Here is a 24852-nt window from a genome sequence, read left to right as displayed (position 1 = left end):
AGAATTGAATCAATGCCGCACATTTTGATCGTCGAAGACGAAACCATTATCCGCTCTGCCTTGCGTCGCCTGCTTGAACGTAATCAGTACCAGGTCAGCGAAGCCGGCTCGGTGCAGGAAGCCCAGGAGCGTTTCAGCATTCCCACGTTCGACCTGATTGTCAGCGACCTGCGCCTGCCAGGCGCGCCGGGCACCGAGCTGATCAAGCTTGGCCAGGGCACCCCGGTGCTGATCATGACCAGCTACGCCAGCCTGCGTTCGGCGGTGGACTCGATGAAGATGGGCGCGGTGGACTACATCGCCAAGCCTTTCGACCACGACGAAATGCTTCAGGCCGTGGCCCGTATCCTGCGTGACCGTCAGTCGGCTGGCAGTACGCCTGCCGAGCAACGCCCTGTCGGCAAGGCCGCCGACAAGCCGGGTGTCGACAACAGCAATGGCGAGATCGGCATTATCGGCTCCTGCCCACCGATGCAGGACCTGTACAGCAAGATCCGCAAAGTCGCGCCGACTGACTCCAATGTATTGATCCAGGGCGAATCGGGCACCGGTAAGGAACTGGTCGCCCGCGCCCTGCACAACCTGTCCAAACGCGCCAAGGCGCCGATGATTTCGGTGAACTGCGCCGCCATCCCTGAATCCCTGATCGAGTCCGAGTTGTTCGGCCACGAAAAAGGCGCGTTTACCGGCGCCAGTGCCGGGCGTGCGGGCCTGGTGGAAGCGGCGGACGGCGGCACCTTGTTCCTCGACGAAATCGGCGAGTTGCCCCTGGAAGCCCAGGCGCGTCTGCTGCGCGTGCTTCAGGAAGGCGAGATTCGCCGTGTCGGCTCCGTGCAGTCGCAGAAGGTCGATGTGCGCCTGATCGCGGCCACCCACCGGGACCTCAAGAGCCTGGCCAAAATCGGCCAATTCCGTGAAGACTTGTATTACCGCCTCCACGTGATCGCCCTTAAGTTGCCGGCCCTGCGCGAGCGTGGCGCCGACGTCAACGAGATCGCCAGCGCGTTCCTGCTGCGTCAGAGCGCGCGTATCAACCGCACCGACCTGAAATTTGCCCCGGACGCCGAGCAGGCGATTCGACACTACTCATGGCCGGGTAACGTGCGGGAGTTGGAGAACGCCGTTGAGCGCGCGGTGATTCTGTCGGAAAGCCCGGAAATCTCCGCTGAGTTGCTGGGTATCGATATCGAACTGAGCGATCTGGAAGACGACGACTTCATCGGGCTGGCCCCACAACAGAGTGGTGGCAGCAATACCAGCCATGAGCCGACGGAAGATTTGTCATTGGAAGACTACTTCCAGCATTTCGTCCTCGAACATCAGGACCATATGACCGAGACCGAGCTGGCGCGCAAGCTTGGCGTGAGCCGCAAGTGCCTGTGGGAGCGGCGCCAGCGCCTGGGTATTCCGCGGCGCAAGACCGGGGTAGCCAGCGAGAGTTGAGGGTGCGCCCCCACAGGTAACACCCTCAGATGTGAAAAAACTGTTACCGCTGAATTTTCACGTAACAAAAGCCGGGGTTTACGGTAACGAAGCTCCGGCTTTTTTTGCGCTCAGGAAAGCTGAAAACCCTCCAAACCCCTGCTTTTGCTGGGCCGTACAAAAGTTGGCACGCACCCTGCTATATGCTTAGTACAAAAACAATAACAAGCTTTGTACCAGACAATAAAAATAAGACGAATCGACTCACGCATAACAAAAACAACACGGCGGAGGCGCAGCTAACTGATTCTTTTGGAGAGGCGTTGCATTTGGGGCTTGCCCCGCAACCAGGCCGAGAACAACAAAAACTGCCCTAAGGCAGAGCCTGAACTGGTTGGATCGTAGATCAGCAACACAGCGACCAAAGCAATCCGTTTGCTCTTGACTCCCGATTGGGAGTGTCATGAAGGTGAAGCTTCATGGCGAGGGCGATCAACAAAAACAAGAAGCCCGAAATCAATAATAAAAATAGAGCACGCAACTACTTCTGGGGGAGCTTCGGCTCCCCTTGTAGTTTCCGCCGTTTGGCCACGGCCATTCATCGATTCAAGGCTTATGGCGCAAGGCCTGCAGCTTGTTCCTACACCATCCCCCGACTAAATGCTAGAATCCCCGCCCATCATGCGGTCATTCTTCGTTATGGCCGAACATTCCTTCAAACAGTGCATCCCATGCTGAAGAAGTTGTTCCAGTCATTCCGTTCTCCCTTGCGTCGTACGCAACACATTCGCAGCACGCCTGAAGTGCTTAACAGCAATCAGCATTCATTGCAGCGCGCTCAATTCAGCCGTTATGCGGTGAACATCGTCGAACGTTTGCAGAACGCCGGCTACCAGGCTTATCTGGTGGGCGGGTGTGTACGTGACATGTTGCTCAATATCACGCCGAAGGATTTCGACGTCGCCACCAGCGCCACGCCTGAACAAGTGCGCGCCGAATTCCGCAACGCGCGGATCATCGGCCGCCGCTTCAAGCTGGTGCATATCCACTTTGGTCGCGAAATCATTGAAGTCGCGACCTTCCGCGCAGGCCACCCGCAAAACGATGAAGAGGAAGACACCAATCAGTCTTCCCGCAACGAGAGCGGCCGTATCCTGCGTGACAACGTTTACGGCACGCTGGAAGAAGACGCGCAACGCCGCGACTTCACCATCAACGCCCTGTATTACGACCCGGTCAGCGAGCGCATTCTTGATTACGCCAATGGCGTACACGACATTCGCAACAACCTGATCCGCCTGATCGGTGACTCGACGCAGCGCTACCAGGAAGACCCGGTGCGCATGCTGCGCGCGGTGCGGTTTGCCGCCAAGCTGAACTTCGGCATCGAGAAACACACTGCCGCGCCGATTCGCGAGCTGGCACCGATGCTCCGGGAAATCCCGTCGGCACGCCTGTTCGAAGAAGTGCTCAAGTTGTTCCTTTCGGGTTACGCCGCTGACACGTTCGAGATGCTCGTCGATCTGCAGCTGTTCGACCCACTGTTCCCGGCCAGCGCCGAGGCACTGGAATACAACCCGACGTACACCCACACCCTGATCAGCGAAGCGTTGATCAACACTGACCTGCGCATCAAACAGAACAAACCGGTGACCCCAGCGTTCCTGTTTGCCGCCCTGTTGTGGCCGGCTCTGCCCAAACGCGTACTGCGCCTGCAAGACCGTGGCATGCCGCCGATTCCGGCCATGCAGGAAGCCGCGCACGAGCTGATCGCCGAACAGTGCCAGCGCATCGCCATTCCAAAACGCTTCACCATGCCGATCCGCGAGATCTGGGACATGCAGGAACGCCTGCCACGCCGCAGCGGCAAACGTGCCGACCTGTTGCTCGACAACCCGCGTTTCCGCGCCGGCTACGACTTCCTGCTGTTGCGCGAAAGCGCTGGCGAGCAGACCGACGGCTTGGGCGACTGGTGGACCGACTATCAGGACGCCAATGACAGCCAGCGCCGCGACATGATTCGCGATCTGGGTGGCAAAGGCGATGGTGCCGGCGAAGGCCCGAAAAAGCGTCGCCGCAGCTCCGGCAGCAAGCGTAAGCGCAGCGCCGATGCCTCGGGCGCCGTGGGCGAATAAACGTGGAACGCATCTACATCGGCATGGGCAGCAACCTGGCTGCCCCGGACCAGCAATTGCGCGACGCCATCGCAGCGTTGGCGCAATTACCTGGCACCACGCTTGCCGGCGTGTCGGCGTTTTACCAAAGTGACTCTTTGCTACCGGGCCAGCCGCGCTACACCAACGCGGTGGCGGCTCTGGACAGCAACCTCGCGCCTTTGGACCTGCTCGATGCCCTGCAAGCCATCGAGAACGACCAGGGCCGCGAGCGCCTTGAGCGCTGGGGCCCGCGCACGCTCGACCTGGATATCCTGCTGTTTGGCGATCGCCTGATCGACGAGCCGCGCCTGAAGGTGCCGCATTATCAGATGCACCTGCGGGCTTTCGTGTTGTATCCGCTGGCTGAGCTCGCACCCGCCGACCTGCCACTGCCCGACGGCAAACCACTCAGCGAACTCTTGGACGCGTGCCCGTTTGTCGGCCTGGAACGCATCTCCACAGCTTGATGCGATCCCCTGTGGGAGCGGGCTTGCTCGCGAATGCGGTGGGCCAGCCACCTTAGATGCTTACTGACACATCGCATTCGCGAGCAAGCCCGCTCCCACACTTGATCTCACGCACCTTTAAGAATGGCGTTTCACAGGCTGAATCGCATCAGTAACAGCGGTAACACCCCACGCGTAACAATGCGGTAACACATCCAATTGACTTCCCTCGTCCTCATCACGACTATAGGCGTCCCGCTGCCGCCAACCCGGCGCTAAAGGGCGCAATCCAGGCCTTATAAGCACTGCTCTCAAGACAGTGCGCCTGTATAAACGAAGACTCACGCGCGTTACTCGCTGTTTCCAAGCGCCTGACTGAGGACCCTTTTCATGCCAGACATTACCCTGACCACCTTGCAGAGCCTCAAGCTCAAAGGTGAAAAAATCACCATGCTGACCTGCTACGACGCCACCTTCGCCCACGCCAGTTGCCAGGCCGGTGTCGAAGTGTTGCTGGTAGGCGACTCCCTGGGCATGGTTCTTCAAGGGAATGACAGCACCCTGCCTGTAACCACGGATGAACTCGCTTACCACACCGCCAGCGTCAAGCGCGGCAACGATGGCGCCTTCATCATCGCCGACCTGCCGTTCATGGGTTACGCCACCGTCGAGCAAACCTTCCAGAACGCCGGCAAGCTGATGCAAGCCGGTGCGCATATGGTCAAGATCGAAGGTGCCGTATGGCTGGCCGACTCGATTCGCCTGCTGGCCGAGCGTGGTGTGCCGGTGTGCGTGCACATGGGCCTGACGCCACAGTCGGTGAACATCCTCGGTGGCTATAAGGTTCAGGGCCGCAACGAAGCCCAGGCGCGCCAGATGCGTGCCGATGCCATCGCCCTGGAACAGGCCGGTGCCGCAATGATTCTGCTGGAGTGCGTGCCGAGCGAACTGGCAGCCGAGATCACCCAGGCGGTCAAAGTGCCCGTGATCGGCATTGGCGCTGGCTCCGACACCGACGGCCAAGTGTTGGTGGTGCACGACATGCTCGGCCTGTCGCTGACCGGCCGCGCGCCCAAGTTCGTGAAGAACTTCATGGAAGGCCAGAACAGCATCCAGGCAGCGCTGAGCGCGTACGTCACGGAAGTCAAAGCCGTTACTTTCCCTGGCGCCGAACACGGATTCTCCGCATGAACACCGTTAAAACCGTCCGAGAACTGCGCGCTGCCGTCACCCACGCCCGCAGCGCCGGCAAGCGTATTGGCTTCGTGCCCACCATGGGCAACCTGCACAGCGGCCACGCCACGCTGGTGACCAAGGCTGCCCAACAGGCGGACTTTGTAGTGGCGAGCATCTTCGTCAACCCGCTGCAATTCGGCGCGGGTGAAGACCTGGACAAATACCCGCGCACCCTGGCCGCCGATCAGGAGAAACTCCTGCAAGCCGGCTGCAACCTGCTGTTCGCGCCCACTGTCGAGGAAATGTACCCCGGTGGCATGACCGGCCAGACCCGTGTCAGCGTTCCACAGCTGTCCGAAGGCCTGTGCGGCGCCAGCCGCCCCGGGCACTTCGAGGGCGTGGCCACGGTAGTGAGCAAGTTGTTCAACATGGTCCAGCCGGACATGGCCGTGTTTGGCCAGAAGGACTACCAGCAACTGGCAGTGATTCGCGCCATGGTCCATGACCTGAACATGCCGATCCAGATCATTGGCGAGCCGACCGTGCGTGCCGACGACGGCCTGGCGCTGTCGTCACGCAACGGTTACCTCACCGAGGAACAGCGCGCCATCGCTCCTGCGCTGTACCGCAGCCTCAGCCAGATAGCCGACGCGATCAAAGGCGGTGACCACGATTTCGCCAGGTTGCGCTCCGAACACATCCGCCAGATCGAAGCCGCCGGCTTGCGCCTGGACTACCTGGAAGTGCGCCAGGGCGTACACCTGCGCCCCGCCACACCTGAAGACCGTGATGTGGTGATCCTGGTGGCGGCCTACCTGGGCGCAACCCGTTTGATCGATAACCTGCACCTGAACCTGGCCTGACCATTCCCGCCTTTTGCTGCTTTAAAACAGCGCGCTTGTTGCCCTGCCTGCTGTACCGGTATAAAAAAGTACCGGCTACAGCGCAGACAAAGCCAAGACATATCGACACGCTAGGTTTAATGTAATCGCCCTGCGCTCTTGGTTAGCGCTGTCTGGAACCCAAGCTTGCTGAAAGACTGGACGTTCCGGACTTTGAAGTGTCCTAAAGGCAGTCCCCGTAATAAAAGGAAACCCGCAGCGATGGCGTACTACCGCACTCCTCATGACGTTACCGCTCTGCCCGCCTGGCAAGCGCTCAATCAACACCGCCAAGCCATGCAGGATTTCAGCATGCGCGAAGCATTCAATGCCGATCCCCAGCGCTTTTCCCAATTTACCCTGAGCAGCTGCGGGCTTTTCCTCGATTACTCGAAAAACCTGATCACCGGCGAGACCCGCAACTTGCTGGTCGGCCTGGCCAACGAAGTCGGGCTTAAAGACGCGATCAACTCGCTGTATGCCGGCGAGCCAGTCAACTCCTCCGAAGGCCGCCCTGCGCTGCACACCGCCTTGCGCCGCCCGGTAGGCGACAAGTTGTCGGTCAACGGCGTGAACATCATGCCGGACGTGCACAAGGTGCTGAACCAGATCACTGATCTGGTTGGCCGCATCCACGACGGCCTGTGGCGTGGCTACACCGAGAAGCCGATCACTGACGTGGTGAACATCGGCATCGGTGGCTCGTTCCTCGGCCCGGAGCTGGTCTCCGAAGCACTATTGTCCTACGCCCATAAAGGCGTGCGCTGCCACTACCTGGCGAACATCGACGGCAGCGAGTTCCACGAGCTGACCATGAAGCTGCGCGCCGAGACCACGCTGTTCATCGTCTCGTCCAAATCCTTCAACACCCTCGAAACCTTGAAAAACGCCCAGGCCGCCCGCGCTTGGTACCTGGCCCAGGGGGGGTCGGAAGCCGAGCTGTATCGCCACTTTATCGCCGTATCGAGCAACAACGCCGCAGCCGTAGCCTTCGGCATCCGCGAAGAAAACATCTTCCCGATGTGGGACTGGGTCGGCGGTCGTTACTCGTTGTGGTCCGCCATTGGTTTGCCAATCGCGCTGGCAATCGGCATGTCCAACTTCAAGGAGCTACTGTCCGGCGCCTACACCATGGACCAGCATTTCCAGAACGCGCCGTTCGAGCAGAACATGCCCGTGCTGCTGGGCTTGCTGGGCGTGTGGTACGGCAACTTCTGGGGCGCGCAGAGCCACGCGATCCTGCCGTACGACCACTACCTGCGTAACATCACCAAACACTTGCAACAGCTGGACATGGAATCCAACGGCAAGAGCGTGCGCCAGGACGGCACGCCTGTGGCCACCGATACCGGCCCGGTGATCTGGGGTGGCGTGGGCTGCAACGGTCAGCACGCCTACCACCAGCTGCTGCACCAAGGGACTCAACTGATCCCGGCCGACTTCATTGTGCCGATCGTCAGCTTCAACCCGGTCTCCGACCACCATCAGTGGCTGTACGCCAACTGCCTGTCGCAAAGCCAGGCACTGATGCTCGGCAAGACCCGCAGCGAAGCCGAAGCCGAGCTGCGTGAGAAGGGCCTGCCGGAAGCCGAAGTGCAGAAGCTGGCGCCGCACAAGGTGATCCCGGGCAACCGTCCGAGCAACACCATCGTGGTCGAACGCATCAGCCCGCGCCGCCTGGGCGCACTGGTTGCCATGTATGAGCACAAAGTGTTCGTACAGAGCGTGATCTGGGGCATCAACGCCTTCGACCAGTGGGGCGTGGAGCTGGGCAAGGAGCTGGGTAAAGGCGTGTACAACCGCCTGACCGGCGCTGAAGAAACCTCGGCCGAGGACGCTTCGACCCAAGGCCTGATCAACTACTTCCGCGGCCGTCACCGCGGCTGATCCAGTAATCCTTGGCCAACGTCCGTTTGGACGTTGGCCTTGAACCCTCCCCCTACTGCGTGCATCTTTATGCCTTGTCGCCAAAACAAGAATAAGGACCGCTCATGTTCGATATCAGCACATTCCCCACCGCCGATGCCGTGCGCCGGGCCGGGCAACTCAGCCAAGACGACTACCAGCGCCTCTATCGCCAATCCATCGAACAACCCGACACTTTCTGGGCCGAACAGGCCAGGCATTTCCTCGATTGGATAAAACCCTGGCACACCGTCCAGCAGTCGGATATCAGCACAGGCGCCGCCCAATGGTTTGCCGGTGCCCAGCTGAACGTCAGTTACAACTGCATCGACCGTCACCTGGCGCAACGCGCCGATCAGCCAGCCTTCATCTGGGAAGGCGATGATCCGACAAAATCTTCCACAATCACCTACCGCCAACTTCACCAAAACGTCAGCCGCCTCGCTAATGTGCTGAAAAGCCGTGGCGTAAAAAAAGGCGACCGGGTGTGCATTTATATGCCGATGATTCCGGAAGCGGCCTACGCCATGCTGGCCTGCACGCGGATTGGCGCCGTGCATTCGGTGGTATTTGGTGGCTTTTCGCCGGACGCCTTGCGCGACCGTATTCTCGACGCCGACTGCCGCACCGTGATCACCGCCGATGAAGGCGTGCGCGGCGGCAAACCGGTGGCCTTGAAACAAAATGTCGACAAGGCCCTGGCCAGTTGCCCGAACGTCAGCACCGTGCTGGTGGTGGAACGCACCGGCGCCACGGTGAACTGGAGCGAAGGCCGCGACCTCAAGTACCAGCAAGCGCTGGACGCCGCCAGCGACAACTGCCCGCCCGAGCCGATGGACGCCGAAGACCCGCTGTTCATCCTCTACACCTCCGGCAGCACCGGCAAACCCAAGGGCGTGCTGCACACCACCGGCGGTTACCTGCTGCAAGCGGCGATGACGTTCAAATACGTGCTCGACTACCGCGACGGTGAAGTGTTCTGGTGCACCGCCGACGTGGGCTGGGTCACCGGCCACAGCTACATCGTCTACGGCCCGCTGGCCAATGGCGCGACGTCGCTGATGTTTGAAGGCGTGCCGAGCTACCCGGACAGCTCGCGCTTCTGGCAGGTCATCGATAAACATCAGGTCAATATCTTCTACACCGCGCCCACTGCCCTGCGTGCCTTGATGCGCGAGGGCCACGGCCCGCTGCAGAACACCTCCCGCGCCAGCCTGCGGCTGCTTGGCAGCGTCGGCGAGCCGATCAACCCGGAAGCCTGGGACTGGTACTTCAACGCCGTCGGCGAACAGCGCTGCCCGATTGTCGACACCTGGTGGCAAACCGAAACCGGCGGCATCATGCTCAGCCCGCTGGTCAGCGCCCAACGCATCAAACCCGGCTGCGCGACCCAGCCGATGTTTGGTGTGCAGCCTGTGCTGCTCGATGAGCAAGGCAAAGTCCTCGAAGGTGCCGGCAGTGGGGTGCTGGCGATCAAAGCCAGCTGGCCGGGGCAGATTCGCAGCGTCTATGGCGACCCGCAGCGCATGATCGACACCTATTTCAAACCGTATCCCGGCTATTACTTCACCGGCGACGGCGCGCGGCGTGATGAGGATGGCGACTACTGGATCACCGGGCGCATTGATGACGTCATCAACGTGTCCGGCCACCGCATCGGCACCGCCGAGGTGGAAAGCGCGTTGGTGCTGCATGATCAGGTGGCCGAAGCAGCCGTGGTCGGCTACCCCCATGACGTCAAAGGCCAGGGCATCTACGCTTTTGTCACCCCCATGAATGGCGTCGAGCCCAGCGATGCGTTGAAAAAACACCTGCTGGATCTGGTCAGCAAGGAAATCGGCAGCTTCGCCAAACCCGAGCTGATCCAATGGGCGCCCGCCCTGCCGAAAACCCGTTCGGGCAAGATCATGCGACGTATTTTGCGCAAGATCGCCTGCAACGAACTGGACAGCCTTGGCGACACTTCGACCCTGGCCGACCCGAGCGTGGTAGACGGCCTGATCGACAAGCGCCTGAACCGTTGACCTACAGCAAGCCCCCGGCTTTTGGGCAGGGGGCACTGGCTTGCGCGGATGTAGCCAGCGGCCCATAGCTGTTAAACTCCGCGCCCCCATTTACCCTGTAAGGCGCGCTCCATGTCCCCCTTGAATCAGGCGCTGCGCGCCGCCCTCGATTACCGCCAGGACCTGATCAACGAGCTGCATGCCCAAGGCACCGATTGTTACCGGCTGTTCCATGGCAGCCAGGAAGGCGCCGGCGGCCTGACCATCGACCGTTACGGCCCGCAATTGCTGGTGCAGAGCTTCCACCAGTCGCTGGAAACCGCCGACTTGCTGGACCTGCATGAGTTGATCAACCAGTTCATGGGCCTGGAATTGCTGTTGGTGTACAACGACCGCTCCCGTGGCAACTCGCGAATCGACCGGGAGGATACGGTGTACCGCGCCGAGCCTGCGGCGCTGGAAGACCTGGTTGGCCACGAATGGGGCCTCAATTACCGGGTGCGCGGGCGCCACGCCGGGCAAGACCCGTTGCTGTTTCTTGACCTGCGCAATACACGCGGCTGGGTCAAGGAGCACAGTGAGGGTAAAAGCGTGCTGAACCTGTTCGCTTACACCTGTGGCGTGGGCCTGAGCGCCGCCGCCGGGGGGGCTCGTGAAGTGTGTAACCTGGATTTTGCCGAAGGCAACCTGGCAGTCGGTCGCGAAAATGGCCAACTGAACCCGCAATTACCGACGATGGAGTTCGTGCAGTCCGACTACTTCCCGGCAATTCGCCAACTGGCAGGCCTGCCGATCACCCAGCGTCGCGGCCAGAAACTGCCGAGCTATCCGCGCCTTGAACAGCGCCAATATGACCTGGTGTTGCTTGACCCGCCGGCCTGGGCCAAGAGCGCATTCGGTACCGTCGACCTGCTGCGTGATTACCAAAGCCTGCTCAAGCCCGCGCTGCTGGCCACTGCCGATAATGGCGTACTTATTTGCTGCAACAACCTGGCAAAAGTCAGCATGGATGACTGGCGTGATCAGGTACTGCGCTGTGCCGAAAAAGCCGGCCGCCCGGTACGCGACTGGCAGATCATGACGCCGGGGGCGGACTTCCCTTCACAGGACCAACAGCCACCGTTGAAGACCCTGATCCTGCAGCTGTAAGACTTGTCTCGAAAGGCCGGGTTCTTCGGAACCGAAAACCCGTGCCATACTCCAAGGCACTCTCGTTCGACATAGATGGCGTCACCCATGCCCAAAGGATTGATTCGCGCCATCGGCGCCTTGTTGACTGCTCTAGCCCTGTACAGCTTGCTGGGCTTCCTGATTTTGCCCGGCATCGCCCTTCGCATTGCCAACCAGCAGTTGGCCAATTACGCCACAACGCCGGCGCGCATCGAGCGTATCGAGCTCAACCCGTTCAGCCTTGAAGTGACACTGTGGGGCCTGAAGATCGGTGAACCCGGCAAGGAACAAGTCGGTTTCGAGCGCCTCTACGCCAACCTGCAGATCGACAGCCTCTGGACCCGCGCCCTGCACCTGGCTGACGTGCAACTGGATCAGCCCAAGACCGAAGTGCTGTTCGACAAATCCGGCCAGTTGAACCTGGCGCAGTTGTTCAAACTGCCACCGAGCGAACCGACCCCGGCCGACCCGGATGCCAAACCGTTCCCGCTGCGCATCGACAGCATCAAGCTGGCCGGCGGCTATGTGCACTTCCAGGACCTGCGTCCCAACGAACCCATTGAATTTCTCTACGACAAACTCGACTTCGAGCTGAAAAACCTCAGTACCTTGCCGCAAGACAACGCCGATATGACCCTGGTGGCCGCTGGTCCTGCGGGTGGCCAGATCGACTGGAAAGGTAATTTCAGCCTGGTGCCAATCACCTCCGAGGGCACGCTGAAAGTCACCGACGGCAAGATGAAAGCCTGGTGGCCGTATGTGCGCGACGCACTGCCACTGGTGCTGGAAGACGGCGCGCTGAATTTCAGCACCCGCTATAAATTCAGCCTGGCCAAAGAAACCGAGCTGAACCTGACAGACACCACCGCCAGCATCGCGCCGTTTGCCATCAAGGCGCCGGACGGCCGGCCGTTGGTACGCCTGGAGCGCTTGGACGTCAGCGACACCACGGTAGACCTGGCCAAGCAGCAAGTGGTGGTCGGCAAGATTCGCAGCAACAAGCTGGAAACCTGGGCCGCCCGTGAAGCCGATGGCCAGTTGGATTGGCAGAAGTTGTTTGCCAGCCAGCCCGGTAAACCGGCCAAGAAGCCAGAGCCCGCCACGGCGCCTGCCACCGCGGACTCGCCCAAGGCAGAGCCTGCGGCGCCGAGCAAGCCCTGGCAAGTGCTGCTCAAGGATGTGCAACTGCGCAACTATCAAGTGCACCTGGCCGACCGTCAGGTCAAACCCGAGGTTGCGCTGGAACTGGGCCCGCTGAACGTTGACGTGCAGAACTTCGACAGCCTCAACGGCAACCCCTTCACGCTGAAGGTTGATACCGGCCTGGGCAAACAGGGCAAGATCCAGGCAACCGGCGAGGTCAACCTCAACCCGGTCAGCGCCAAACTGAAAGTGAACACTCAGGACATCGACCTGCGGGTTGCCCAGGCCTACATCAGCCCGTTTATTCGCCTGGAACTGCGCAGCGGCATGCTCGGCAGCAACCTGGACGTTAACCTGAAAAGTACCGAGCCCCTGGCGCTTCAAGTGACCGGCCGTGCTCAGGTTGACCAGTTGCACACGCTGGACACCCTCAAGACCCGCGACTTTCTCAAATGGCAGCGTCTGGTACTCGAGGGCTTGAATTATCAACATGGCGACAGCCTGTCGATCGACAAGGTCAACCTTCTGCAGCCGTATGCACGCTTCATGATCAACGATGACCGCACCACCAACGTCGATGACCTGCTGATTCCTCAACCCGCCGACAGTGGTGCCAAATCGGCCGCCAAGCCTGCGGCGAGCAAAGACAAGCCGCTAGGCATTCATATCGGTCAGATTGCGATCAACGACGGCTCGGCCAACTTTGCCGACTTCAGCCTTACGCCCAACTTCGCCACCGCGATTCAACAGCTCAACGGGCAGATCGGCACCATTGACAGTCGCCAGGCCAAACCAGCCAGCGTCGACATCAAAGGCAAGGTGGATCGCTACGCGCCGGTGACCATCAAAGGCAGTGTGAACCCGTTCGACCCGATGGCGGCGCTGGATATCGCCACCAGCTTCAAACGGGTCGAGTTGACGACACTGACGCCGTACTCGGGCAAATTTGCCGGCTTCCGCATCCGCAAGGGTCGTCTCAACCTCGACCTGCACTACGTGATCACCAAAGGCCAACTGAAGGCCGAGAACAAAGTGGTGGTTGAACAACTGCAACTGGGTGAGAAAGTCGACAGCGCCGATGCCGTGGACTTGCCGATTCGCCTGGCAATCGCGTTGCTCAAGGACACTGACGGCAAGATCTCCATCGAGCTGCCGGTGACCGGTGACCTGAACAACCCACAATTCAGCGTGATGCCGATTGTGTGGCAAACCCTGCGTAACCTGGTGGTGCGCGCGGCAACGGCGCCCTTCAAGTTCATTGGCGGGCTGATTACCGGCGGGGGTTCGGAAGACTTGGGCAACGTGTCCTTCGCGGCAGGTTCCAGCGAGTTGAACAAGGACGCTGAAGGCGCCCTGAACACCCTGGCCAAGGCACTCAAAGAGCGCCCTACCCTGCGCCTGGAAATCGAAGGCACGGCGGCTGCGAGCAGCGACGGCCCGTTCATAGCCGCTGAACGTCTGGAACGTGAATACCAGTACAACTACTACAAGATCCTTCAGCGCCGTGGTGACAAGGTTCCGGCCCAGGCATCGTTGCTGGTGGTTCCTGAGAAGGAAAAAGCGCCTTTGCTCGAAGGCATCTACCGAACCCGTCTGAAACAACAGCCGCCGGCCGAATGGAAAGATCTGAGTAGCGACGACCGCACGGCGAAGCTGCGTGATGGCTTGATCAAATTCTGGGGCGCCAGTGACGTCTTGCTGCGCCAGTTGGGCCAGGACCGCGCCAGCGCCATCAAGGATTACCTGGTGGATAAAGGGCAGCTGGAAGACGACCGGGTATATTTCATTGACGCCAACCTGGGGCAGGCGGAGAAAGATGGCCGAGTGGTGACACCGATGCATCTGGATGCGGAGTAACCCTTAAGCGACACAACTCAAACTGTGGGAGCGGGCTTGCTCGCGAAAGCGGTGAATCAGTCGACGCATTTGTTAACTGACCCTGCGCATTCGCGAGCAAGCCCGCTCCCACATTTGCTGCTCATACGCCTGAAAACTTCTACAGCCACAATAGAACAGGCCCCGACACAAGTGCCGGGGCCTGTAATGACCACATCCATGTGGTCGGTCGCATGAACTCCAGAGGTGCATCGGGTGGATATCTAACTCACCCTAAGCCGCCGCCGTCCAGTTCAGACGAAACGTGGAGCGTTACTGCGCTTTCAGGCCGTCGGCCGATACAGCTTTAACGCCTTTGATCTTCTTGGTGATGTTCACCGCAGTCGTTTTCTGTGCTTCGGTTACTGCAACAGACGAGGACAGGGAAACCACACCTTTGTTGGTTTCGACTTTGATATCGGTGCCAGGAATGCCTTTCTCGGTTACCAGGTCAGCCTTCACTTTGGTGGTGATCCAGGTATCGGAAGTGGCATCTTTGGTTTTGTCGATATTGTCAGCTTTAACTGCGCCACCGGCCAACAGGCCGTCAGCCGAAACAGCGGTTACGCCTTTGATTTTCTTGGTGATCGCTACGGCAGTGGCTTTCTGCGAGTCAGAGATAGCAACTGTAGAGGACAGGGAAACCACACCTTTGTTGGTTTCAACCTTGATGTCCGAACCAGGAATGCCCTTCTCGGTCAGCAGGTCGGATTTAACCTTGGTGGTGATCCAGGTATCCGAAACACTTTCCTTAGCCTTGGTAGCTTCACCTGCCGCCAACGTCATAGGGGCTTGGGAAGTCTGAGCAAAGGCTACGTTAGCACCCATGGCCAGAGTCAGAGCGGTAGCAGTAGCGAGAGCGAACTTCTTCATACGAGTAACTCCTGTTTTATAAAAAGTCTGCAGCGTGTGGACCTTGATGCTGCAGCGTTAACAGGGTTATTGCAGGCAGTGTGCCAAGTCTCGCACACAGATTAAATTCTTATAAAACAACGAGTTATAAAAACACCCAATTTTCGGAATCGTGCAACTTGCATGAACCCCATCGTGCCTGCATGCAAGTTGCGGCTTTTGACTTTCATTAAACGCATGATTTTTCGGCACTTTCCTGCGCCCACAAAAAAAGGACTCCGAAGAGTCCTTTTTTCAGCTTGAAGCCCGGGGTGATTAAACGCCCGAAGCCTTGGCTGCTGCAACGTCCTTGATGGACAGCTTGATACGGCCGCGGTTGTCCACGTCCAGTACCAGCACTTCCACTTCCTGGCCTTCTTTCAGAATGTCGGTCACTTTCTCAACACGAGCGTCGCTCAGCATGGAGATGTGCACCAGACCGTCTTTGCCCGGCAGGATGTTGACGAATGCGCCGAAGTCGACGATGCGCTCAACCTTACCGACGTAGATCTTGCCGATCTCGGCTTCAGCGGTGATGCCCAGGACGCGCTGACGTGCAGCTTCAGCCGCTTCCTTGGTTTCGCCGAAGATCTTGATCGAACCGTCGTCTTCGATGTCGATCGAAGCCTTGGTTTCTTCGCAGATCGCACGGATGGTCGCGCCACCTTTACCGATAACATCACGGATTTTGTCGGTGTCGATTTTCATCGCGATCATGGTCGGAGCGTTTTCCGACAGCTCGGTGCGGGACTGACCAATGATCTGGTTCATCTGACCGAGGATGTTCAGGCGCGCTTCCAGGGCTTGGCCCAGGGCGATCTCCATGATCTCTTCGGTGATGCCCTTGATCTTGATGTCCATCTGCAGCGCGGTAACACCTTTAGAGGTACCGGCTACTTTGAAGTCCATGTCGCCCAAGTGATCTTCGTCGCCCAGGATGTCGGTCAGGATGGCGAACTTCTCGCCTTCTTTAACCAGGCCCATGGCGATACCGGCAACGGGCGCCTTCATCGGCACACCAGCGTCCATCAGTGCCAGGGAAGCACCGCAAACGGAAGCCATGGAGCTGGAACCGTTGGACTCGGTGATTTCCGACACGACACGGATGGTGTACGGGAACACGTCGGCGGCAGGCAGCATGGCTGCAACCGAGCGGCGGGCCAGACGGCCGTGACCGATTTCGCGACGACCAGCGCCACCCATGCGGCCACACTCACCTACCGAGAACGGAGGGAAGTTGTAGTGCAGCATGAACGGGTCTTTTTTCTCGCCTTCCAGGGTGTCCAGCAGTTGTGCATCGCGGGCGGTGCCCAGCGTTGCAACGACCAGAGCCTGGGTTTCACCACGGGTGAACAATGCCGAACCGTGAGTCTTCGGCAGCACGCCGACTTCGATGTTCAGCGGGCGTACGGTACGGGTGTCGCGACCGTCGATACGTGGCTTGCCGTTAACAATGTTTTCGCGAACGGTGCGGTATTCGATTTCGCCGAAAGCCGCTTTGACTTCGCTGGAAGAAGGCTGACCTTCTTCACCGGACAGCTTGGCGACAACCTGATCCTTCAGCTCACCCAGGCGAGCGTAACGGTCGGCCTTGACGGTGATGGTGTAGGCGTCGGAGATGGCAGCGCCGAACTCGGAGCGGATAGCGCCCAGCAGTTCGGTGGCTTCAGCTTGTGGAGCCCAGGCCCAGGTTGGCTTGGCCGCTTCGGCCGCCAATTCTTTAACAGCGTTGATCACAACCTGGAACTCGTCGTGAGCAAACAGTACCGCGCCCAGCATCTGGTCTTCGGTCAGCTCTTTGGCTTCCGATTCAACCATCAGCACGGCTTCCGAAGTACCGGCAACGACCATGTCCAGGCTCGATGCTTTCTGTTGCTCGTAAGTCGGATTCAGCAGGTAGCCGGTGCTTTCGTGGAACGCAACACGGGCAGCGCCGATCGGGCCATCGAAAGGAATGCCGGAGATGGCCAGGGCAGCCGAGGTACCGATCATCGCAGCGATGTCCGGATCGGTCTTCTTGCTGGTGGAAACGACGGTGCAGACAACCTGCACTTCGTTCATGAAGCCTTCTGGGAACAGCGGACGGATCGGACGGTCGATCAGTCGGGAAGTCAGGGTTTCTTTCTCGGAAGGACGGCCTTCGCGCTTGAAGAAACCGCCAGGGATCTTACCGGCAGCGTAAGTCTTTTCCTGGTAGTGAACGGACAGTGGAAAAAAGCCTTTGCTTGGGTCAGCGGTCTTGGCGCCAACCACGGTCACCAGAACGGTAACGTCGTCGTCAACGGTAACCAGCACTGCGCCGGAGGCTTGACGGGCGATACGGCCTGTCTCGAGGGTAACGGTCGACTGACCGAACTGGAATTTTTTGATAACCGGGTTCACGGTGTCCTACCTTCTTTGTGGCTCTTGGGGGAACTTGTCTTCTTGCGAAATTCTTGGGCAATGTCGGGAATCGGCCCGAACCAGGTCCAGGGGTAAAACGTGTATCCAGATAAAACTTGAGGCTGGGAGCCTACCATGAGCCAGCGGGAATCCCACTGACACACGGCAGACAACCAACCTCTAGCGCAATCGCTTATTAGCGACGCAGACCCAGGCGACCGATCAGAGTCTGATAACGACCCAGATCCTTGCCTTTCAGGTAGTCCAGCAGCTTACGACGCTGGTTTACCATGCGGATCAGACCACGACGGGAGTGGTGATCTTTACCGTTGGCCTTGAAGTGACCTTGCAGCTTGTTGATGTTGTGGGTCAGCAGTGCAACTTGCACTTCTGGCGAACCAGTGTCACCAACAGCTTGCTGATAGTCAGCAACGATTTGTGCTTTTTCTTGAACGTCGAGAGCCATGAGGCAATCCTTTTTTCAGGAAACCACCCAAAGGGCGGTTTCAACAGGCCAGGGACAAATCCCTGTATCTAAAAATGAGTGTTGACCGTGCCTGTTAACAGCCACACTCGTTCGGTCATTCTGACCGAATCAGCCGACGCGGCGCGATGCGCCCGTCTTCGCTCACTTCACCGATACCGATGAAGCGACCATTGTGATCCTGTACCCGCACCATGCCGAACTTCGGAGCGTCCGGGGCACGTACCGGCTGGCCGTTGAGCCAGTAGAACGCGCTGTGCTCCGAGAAGTGCAGCAATGGCCAATCCAGCAAACCGCTGTCCGATGGCATCAAGAAGCGATCCACTGCTTCGTTGCCGCCTTCGGCATGTACCGCTTCCAACTCTTCCAGCGTGACCGTCTGGGCCAGGGTGAAAGGTCCGGCTTGAGTACGTCGCAGCTCTGCAACGTATGCGCCACAGCCCAATTGCTCACCGATATCCTCCACCAGGGTACGAATATAGGTGCCTTTGCTGCAGTCCACCGACAATCGGGCCGTGTCGCCCTCACTGGCGAGCAATTCAAGCCGCGCAATAGTAACAGAACGCGGTTCACGCTCCACTACTTCGCCCGCACGTGCCAACTTGTAAAGAGGCTGGCCATCACGCTTGAGTGCCGAGTACATCGGCGGTATCTGACTGATTTGCCCACGAAAAGCGGGTAAAACAGCTTCGATGTCAGCACGACCAACGGTCACGTCACGAACCTGCAGAACATCACCTTCGGCGTCGGCCGTGGTGGTGGTCTTGCCCAATTGCATCAGGGTTTCATAACCCTTGTCGGAATCGAGCAGGTATTGCGAGAACTTGGTGGCCTCGCCAAAGCACAGTGGCAACACGCCAGTAGCCAATGGATCGAGACTGCCGGTGTGCCCTGCCTTTTCGGCATTGAGCAGCCAGCGGACCTTCTGCAACGCGGCATTGGAGGTAAAGCCAATGGGCTTGTCGAGCAGAATGATGCCGCTGACATTGCGACGAATACGTTTGACCTGAGCCACCGCTTACTCCTTGGCGTCTTCAGGTGTGGACGGGTGCTGGCTGTCTTCAGCCACGGCGCGCTCGATCAATGCCGACAGGTGCGCACCACGCACGACACTTTCGTCGTAGTGGAAGTGCAACTGAGGAACACTGCGCAGCTTCATTTCGCGGGCCAACTGCATACGCAGGAAACCAGCGGCGGAGTTAAGCACCTTGATGCTTTGTGCAATTTCTTCGCTGTTGTCCTGACCCATCACGGTGATGAAGATCTTGGCGTGACCCACGTCACGGCTCACTTCAACGGCGGTGATGGTGACCAGGCCAACACGGGGGTCTTTGACTTCGCGACGGATCAGTTGGGCCAGCTCGCGCTGCATCTGATCGCCGATACGCTGGGTACGGCTGTATTCTTTTGCCATGTCTTGTTACCTGTTACTGCCACACGGTGAAACCCGTGGGGTCTGAAAGCGGCAAACGCCCGGCCTGACAAAAGCCAGACCGGGCGTTGCGTTTAGAGTCCGTACGCTGCGCGGGGCATTTGCATGCCCACACGCCGCGTGGCTCCGGAAGTGCGCGAGTTAGAGGCTGCGAGCAACCTGAACCTTCTCGTAGACTTCGATCTTGTCACCAGCCTTGACGTCGTTGTAGCTCTTGACGCCGATACCGCATTCCATGCCGGCACGTACTTCAGAAGCGTCATCCTTGAAGCGGCGCAGGGATTCCAGCTCGCCTTCGAAGATAACGATGTCTTCACGCAGTACACGGATTGGACGGTTACGGTACACGGTACCTTCAATAACCATGCAACCGGCGATCGCACCGAATTTCGGCGAGCGGAACACGTCACGCACCTCGGCCACACCCAGGATGTTCTCCCGAACGTCGCTGCCAAGCATGCCGGTAAGGGCTTTCTTGACGTCTTCGATGATGTCGTAGATGACGTTGTAGTAACGCATGTCCAGGCCTTCCTGCTCGACGATCTTGCGAGCGCCGGCATCGGCACGCACGTTGAAGCCGAACAGTACAGCGTTGGAAGCCAGTGCCAGGTTGGCGTCGGACTCGGTGATACCACCGACACCGCCACCGACAACGCGCACTTGCACTTCGTCGTTACCCAGGCCGTTCAGGGCGCCGTTCAACGCTTCGAGGGAACCACGTACATCAGATTTGAGGACGATGTTAAGCGTCTTCTTCTCTTCCTGGCCCATGTTCTCGAAGATGTTTTCCAGCTTGCCGGCGTGAGCACGGGCCAGCTTGACTTCGCGGAACTTGCCTTGACGGAACAGAGCCACTTCACGGGCTTTCTTCTCGTCGGCCACTACGCTCATCTCGTCGCCAGCGTCCGGGGTACCGTCCAGGCCGAGGATCTCGACCGGGATAGCAGGACCTGCTTCCTTGATTGGCTTGCCGTTCTCGTCGAGCATGGCACGTACACGGCCGTAGTTCGAACCGACCAGCACCATGTCGCCTTGGCGCAGGGTACCGTCTTGAACCAGAACGGTTGCAACCGGACCACGGCCCTTGTCGAGACGGGACTCAACCACAACGCCACGGCCAGGAGCCGATGGTGTAGCGGTGAGTTCCAGAACTTCGGCTTGCAACAGAACGGCTTCAAGCAGCTCGTCAACACCGGTACCCATTTTTGCGGAGACCGGTACGAATGGAGTGTCACCACCCCACTCTTCGGATGTCACGCCGTGAACCGACAGTTCGCTACGGATGCGATCAAGATCGGCGCCCGGCTTGTCGATTTTGTTCACTGCTACTACCAACGGAACGCCAGCTGCCTTGGCATGCTGAACGGCTTCGATGGTTTGTGGCATCACGCCGTCATCCGCGGCAACCACCAGGATCACGATGTCGGTCGCCTTGGCACCACGGGCACGCATCGCGGTAAACGCGGCGTGACCAGGGGTGTCGAGGAACGTCACCATGCCACGGTCGGTTTCAACGTGGTAGGCACCGATGTGCTGGGTGATGCCGCCGGCTTCGCCCGCAGCTACCTTGGCACGACGGATGTAGTCGAGCAGGGATGTTTTACCGTGGTCAACGTGGCCCATTACGGTCACAACCGGTGCACGGGAAACCGCCTCACCTTCAAACTTCAGGGACTCGGCCAGGGAATCTTCCAGGGCTGTGTCGCTGACCAGGGTCACTTTGTGGCCCAGCTCCTCAGCAACCAGTTGGGCAGTTTCCTGATCCAGTACCTGGTTGATGGTGGCCGGAGTGCCCAGCTTGAACATGAACTTGATGATTTCAGCAGCCTTGACCGACATCTGCTGGGCCAGATCGCCCACAGTGATGGTCTCGCCGATCTTCACTTCACGCACGACAGGGCCGGTTGGGCTCTGGAAACCGTGGGCGTTGCGTTTTTTCAGCTTGGCCTTGCCGCGACCACCACGACGGAAGCCATCGCTTTCTTCGTCGGTAGTACGTGGGGCAACGCGTGGAGCAGGCGCTTTCTCTTTGACCGAAGCACGATGCGGAGCGTTTTTACGCTCGCCATCGCCACCACCGCCGCGACGATTGTTATCGTCAGCACGTGGCTTGTCCGGACGACGCGGTTCGTCACGCTTGCGCTCAGCTGCAGGAGCGGGTGCAGCGGCAACCGGAGCGGCCTCACGCACAGCTTCAACAGGAGCGACAGGCGCTGCGACCGCCTCAGTGGAAGCAGGTTGCGCAGCAGCAGGCTGGCGACGCGCTTCTTCTTCGGCGCGACGCTTGGCTTCTTCTTCAGCCTTCTGACGAGCAGCATTTTCTACTGCGCGACGTTCTTCCAGCTCGCGTTTGCGCTCGGCTTCGATTTCTTCCGGGCTGCGTTGTACGAAGACTTTCTTCTTGCGTACTTCAACGCTGATGCTTTTGCTACCAGCAACACGCAGGGTGCTGGTGGTTTTGCGCTGCAATGTAATCTTGCGCGGTTCTTCCACTTTCGCCTTGTGGCTGCTCTTCAAGTGAGTCAGCAAAGACTGCTTCTCACTGTCGCTCACACCTTCATCGGCGGCGGTGTGCGGCAGACCTGCCTCACGCATCTGCTGCAACAGGCGCTCTACCGGTGTTTTGACCTCATCGGCCAGTTGTTTCACCGTGACTTGCGTCATGCACTTCTCTCCTCAGGCCGCGCCTAGTTACTCGAACCAATGGGCTCGGGCGGCCATGATCAACTTGCCGGCACGATCATCGTCAATGCCGTCGATGTCGAGCAGATCGTCAATAGACTGCTCGGCCAGGTCTTCGCGGGTAATTACGCCGCGCACCGCCAGTTCCATCGCCAAATCCTTGTCCATACCCTCAAGCGAGAGCAGGTCTTCGGCCGGATGGGCGTCTGCCAGCTTTTCCTCAGTAGCGATGGCTTTAGTCAACAAACGATCCTTGGCCCGAGCGCGAAGCTCGTTGACGGTGTCCTCGTCAAAGCCGTCGATGTTGAGCATTTCTTCCAACGGTACGTAGGCAATCTCTTCCAGGCTGGTGAAGCCTTCATCTACCAGCACCTGCGCCAGGTCTTCGTCGACTTCCAGCTCGTCGATGAAGTTGCGCAGGATGTCACCGGTTTCAGCTTGCTGCTTAGCCTGGATGTCCGATTCGGTCATCACGTTCAGGGTCCAACCGGTCAGTTGGCTGGCCAGACGCACGTTCTGACCACCACGACCAATGGCCTGAGCCAAATTGTCTGCGCCAACGGCGATGTCCATTGCATGGGCATCTTCGTCAACGATAATTGCCGCCACTTCAGCCGGCGACATGGCATTGATCACGAACTGCGCCGGGTTATCGTCCCACAGCACGATATCCACACGCTCACCGCCCAATTCGCCCGACACCGCCTGGACGCGCGAACCGCGCATACCAATGCAAGCGCCCTGCGGGTCGATGCGTTTGTCTTTGGAGCGAACCGCGATCTTGGCACGCGAACCCGGGTCACGGGAGGCGGCCATCACTTCGATCAGGCCTTCCGCGATTTCCGGCACTTCAATACGGAACAGCTCGATCAGCATTTCCGGCGCGGTACGCGACAGGATCAACTGAGGGCCACGGTTCTCGGTGCGGATTTCCTTGAGCAGTGCACGCAAGCGCACGCCGACACGGAAGGTTTCGCGAGAGATGATGTCTTCGCGAGCCAGCAACGCCTCGGCGTTGTTGCCCAAGTCAACGATCACGTTGTCGCGGGTCACTTTTTTCACGGTGCCGGAGATGATTTCACCCAGGCGTTCGCGATAGGCGTCAACGACTTGAGCGCGCTCGGCTTCGCGAACCTTTTGCACGATGACCTGCTTGGCGGTCTGTGCAGCAATACGGCCGAATTCGATGGATTCGATCTTTTCTTCGACGACATCACCGACGTTGGCGCCAGGGTGCGTTTCGGCAACCTTGCTCGGCCAGGTTTCGATGGCCGGATCATCAAGATCGGCTTCTTCGACGACCGTCCAGCGACGGAAAGTCTCATAGGCACCGGTGTGGCGGTTGATTTCCACACGCAGATCAACTTCGTCTTCAAAACGCTTTTTGGTAGCAGTGGCCAAGGCCAGCTCCAGCGCTTCAAAAATCACGTTTGCCGGTACGCCCTTTTCATTGGATACCGACTCAACAACCAGCAGTACTTCTTTGCTCATCGTACGCCTCGCCTTTCGCAAGCCATTGGATCCGCGGGATCCGCGTCTCAGTCAAAACTGGGAATAATGTTGGCCTTGTCGATCATATCGATCGGCAACAGGAACTCATGGTCTTCTACCTGCACCACGACATCCTGTTCTTCTACACCGCGCAGAAGGCCCTGAAAGTTGCGCCGCCCTTCAAAGGGAGATCGCAGCTTGATCTTCACTTGTTCACCGGCAAATTTTGCAAACTGATCAATAGTGAACAGTGGGCGTTCCATGCCTGGCGAGGAAACTTCGAGGGTGTATTCAACGGAGATTGGATCTTCAACATCCAGCACACCGCTGATCTGACGGCTGACAATGGCACAATCGTCCACCAGCACGCCGCCCTCTTTATCGATATAAACGCGCAACATTGAGTGGCGACCTTGAGCCGAAAACTCAATACCCCAGCATTCATAGCCTAGGGCCACGACCACCGGGGCCAACAAGGCCTGCAACTCTTCTAGCTTGCTCGACACCTGAACCCCCTCGTGCATGTATGTGCATGCTGTGCAAAATAAAAAAATGGGCGAAACGCCCATCCTTGAAACGCCGTCGAACAGCGGCGTTGAAAGTGTCCAGCTAACAAAAAGCCCCTTAAAAGGGGCTCCGTAAAACTGGTTGCGGGGGCCGGATTTGAACCGACGACCTTCGGGTTATGAGCCCGACGAGCTACCAGACTGCTCCACCCCGCGACAAAGCTGGGGCGGAAGTATACGACCGATCCCTTACAGGGTCAATGTAACCTTCCACCTACAAGAAAGCCCGCAACAGCGGGCTCTCCTGATAATTGGTACCGAGAAGGGGACTCGAACCCCTACACCCTATGGGCACAACCACCTCAAGGTTGCGTGTCTACCAATTCCACCACCTCGGCAATACAGCGTTTACAACCCTTCTTACTTTTGCTCTTGAGCTGGAGGCACGTCAGTCGCTGGAGTAGCCGACTTTTGCTCTTGAAGCACCGGGACATCATCAGAAGCCGGTTTTGCTTTTGGAACTTCCAACACTGCTGGATTTGGCAAACCTACTTGAGTCAGCACATGAGCTTTCTCTTTAGCAAAGTAACCTAACCCTAAGCTGGTTATGAAGAAACCTGCGGCAAGTATAGCAGTAAACTTACTAAGAAAGGTAGAGGAACCTTGGCTTCCGAACACAGTATTTGAAGCACCTGCACCGAAAGACGCACCAGCATCCGCACCTTTACCCTGTTGCAACAAAACCAGGGCAACTACGCCCAGGGCAGCCAACAGATGAAAAACGACTACGACTGTTTCCAGCATTTT

The 24852-nt window shown here is 58.8% G+C and carries 18 protein-coding genes and 2 tRNA genes; 9 read left to right on the top strand and 11 right to left on the bottom strand.

The features are described from left to right. Positions 1-12: 12 nt before the first annotated feature. The 9 genes from AB4P94_RS10910 to AB4P94_RS10870 all read left to right on the top strand — a co-directional run bounded on the left by AB4P94_RS10910 (position 13) and on the right by AB4P94_RS10870 (position 14159). Positions 13-1443, top strand: coding sequence for a sigma-54-dependent transcriptional regulator (locus AB4P94_RS10910; protein WP_395610525.1), 1431 nt, complete (start codon positions 13-15; stop codon positions 1441-1443). A gap of 710 nt (positions 1444-2153) precedes the next feature. After that, positions 2154-3557, top strand: a complete 1404-nt coding sequence (locus tag AB4P94_RS10905) for a polynucleotide adenylyltransferase PcnB (protein ID WP_395610524.1) — start codon at positions 2154-2156, stop codon at positions 3555-3557. A 2-nt stretch (positions 3558-3559) separates the two neighbouring features. Next, positions 3560-4045: a 2-amino-4-hydroxy-6-hydroxymethyldihydropteridine diphosphokinase gene (folK, locus tag AB4P94_RS10900; RefSeq protein WP_395610523.1), complete on the top strand. Its 486-nt coding sequence runs from the start codon at positions 3560-3562 to the stop codon at positions 4043-4045. Positions 4046-4414: 369 nt separating this feature from the next. Further along, the gene (panB, locus tag AB4P94_RS10895) at positions 4415-5215 is read left to right on the top strand and encodes a 3-methyl-2-oxobutanoate hydroxymethyltransferase (protein WP_395610522.1); all 801 of its coding nucleotides are present in this window, start codon (positions 4415-4417) and stop codon (positions 5213-5215) included. After that, positions 5212-6063: a pantoate--beta-alanine ligase gene (panC, locus tag AB4P94_RS10890; RefSeq protein ID WP_395610521.1), complete on the top strand. Its 852-nt coding sequence runs from the start codon at positions 5212-5214 to the stop codon at positions 6061-6063. Before panB ends, panC begins: the two co-directional genes overlap by 4 nt. 240 nt (positions 6064-6303) lie before the next feature. Beyond that, a complete protein-coding gene (gene pgi / locus AB4P94_RS10885) occupies positions 6304-7968 on the top strand; it encodes a glucose-6-phosphate isomerase (protein WP_395610520.1) in 1665 nt (554 codons plus the stop codon). A 104-nt stretch (positions 7969-8072) separates the two neighbouring features. Next, the gene (gene acs / locus AB4P94_RS10880; protein WP_395610519.1) at positions 8073-10010 is read left to right on the top strand and encodes an acetate--CoA ligase; all 1938 of its coding nucleotides are present in this window, start codon (positions 8073-8075) and stop codon (positions 10008-10010) included. Positions 10011-10121: 111 nt separating this feature from the next. Beyond that, positions 10122-11138, top strand: coding sequence for a class I SAM-dependent rRNA methyltransferase (locus tag AB4P94_RS10875; protein ID WP_395610518.1), 1017 nt, complete (start codon positions 10122-10124; stop codon positions 11136-11138). Between the two features lie 87 nt (positions 11139-11225). Beyond that, positions 11226-14159 carry a DUF748 domain-containing protein gene (locus AB4P94_RS10870; RefSeq protein WP_395610517.1) on the top strand — a complete coding sequence of 978 codons (2934 nt, stop codon included), beginning with the start codon at positions 11226-11228 and terminating at the stop codon, positions 14157-14159. A 291-nt stretch (positions 14160-14450) separates the two neighbouring features. On the opposite strand, the gene AB4P94_RS10865 is transcribed toward AB4P94_RS10870, so the two are convergent. The 11 genes from AB4P94_RS10865 to secG all read right to left on the bottom strand — a co-directional run bounded on the left by AB4P94_RS10865 (position 14451) and on the right by secG (position 24849). Beyond that, entirely contained in the window at positions 14451-15050 is a 600-nt protein-coding gene (locus AB4P94_RS10865; protein ID WP_395610516.1) for a BON domain-containing protein, read from the bottom strand. Positions 15051-15344: 294 nt separating this feature from the next. Beyond that, positions 15345-17450: a polyribonucleotide nucleotidyltransferase gene (gene pnp / locus AB4P94_RS10860; protein ID WP_395610515.1), complete on the bottom strand. Its 2106-nt coding sequence runs from the start codon at positions 17448-17450 to the stop codon at positions 15345-15347. Positions 17451-17646: 196 nt separating this feature from the next. Further along, positions 17647-17916: a 30S ribosomal protein S15 gene (gene rpsO / locus AB4P94_RS10855; protein WP_003177875.1), complete on the bottom strand. Its 270-nt coding sequence runs from the start codon at positions 17914-17916 to the stop codon at positions 17647-17649. A 115-nt stretch (positions 17917-18031) separates the two neighbouring features. Beyond that, positions 18032-18949, bottom strand: a complete 918-nt coding sequence (gene truB, locus AB4P94_RS10850) for a tRNA pseudouridine(55) synthase TruB (protein ID WP_017139248.1) — start codon at positions 18947-18949, stop codon at positions 18032-18034. A gap of 3 nt (positions 18950-18952) precedes the next feature. After that, a complete protein-coding gene (gene rbfA / locus AB4P94_RS10845) occupies positions 18953-19348 on the bottom strand; it encodes a 30S ribosome-binding factor RbfA (protein WP_003176137.1) in 396 nt (131 codons plus the stop codon). Between the two features lie 159 nt (positions 19349-19507). Further along, positions 19508-22030: a translation initiation factor IF-2 gene (gene infB / locus AB4P94_RS10840; RefSeq protein ID WP_395610514.1), complete on the bottom strand. Its 2523-nt coding sequence runs from the start codon at positions 22028-22030 to the stop codon at positions 19508-19510. 27 nt (positions 22031-22057) lie between these two features. Continuing rightward, complete coding sequence (gene nusA, locus AB4P94_RS10835; RefSeq protein WP_078739144.1) at positions 22058-23539, bottom strand: transcription termination factor NusA; 1482 nt, start codon at positions 23537-23539, stop codon at positions 22058-22060. Positions 23540-23586: 47 nt separating this feature from the next. Continuing rightward, positions 23587-24045: a ribosome maturation factor RimP gene (rimP, locus tag AB4P94_RS10830; RefSeq protein ID WP_003235029.1), complete on the bottom strand. Its 459-nt coding sequence runs from the start codon at positions 24043-24045 to the stop codon at positions 23587-23589. A gap of 139 nt (positions 24046-24184) precedes the next feature. Continuing rightward, a tRNA-Met gene (locus tag AB4P94_RS10825) sits at positions 24185-24261 on the bottom strand. A 96-nt stretch (positions 24262-24357) separates the two neighbouring features. Continuing rightward, positions 24358-24443, bottom strand: a tRNA-Leu gene (locus AB4P94_RS10820). 22 nt (positions 24444-24465) lie between these two features. After that, the gene (gene secG / locus AB4P94_RS10815) at positions 24466-24849 is read right to left on the bottom strand and encodes a preprotein translocase subunit SecG (RefSeq protein WP_010206600.1); all 384 of its coding nucleotides are present in this window, start codon (positions 24847-24849) and stop codon (positions 24466-24468) included. Between the last annotated feature and the right edge of the window lie 3 nt (positions 24850-24852).

Origin of the sequence: Pseudomonas sp. B22129 (assembly GCF_044218875.1) — a bacterium.
In the GTDB taxonomy this organism is placed as follows: Bacteria; Pseudomonadota; Gammaproteobacteria; order Pseudomonadales; family Pseudomonadaceae; genus Aquipseudomonas.
The sequence above is the reverse complement of the archived record's forward strand: the minus strand, read 5'-3'. Positions and strand labels throughout refer to the sequence as shown.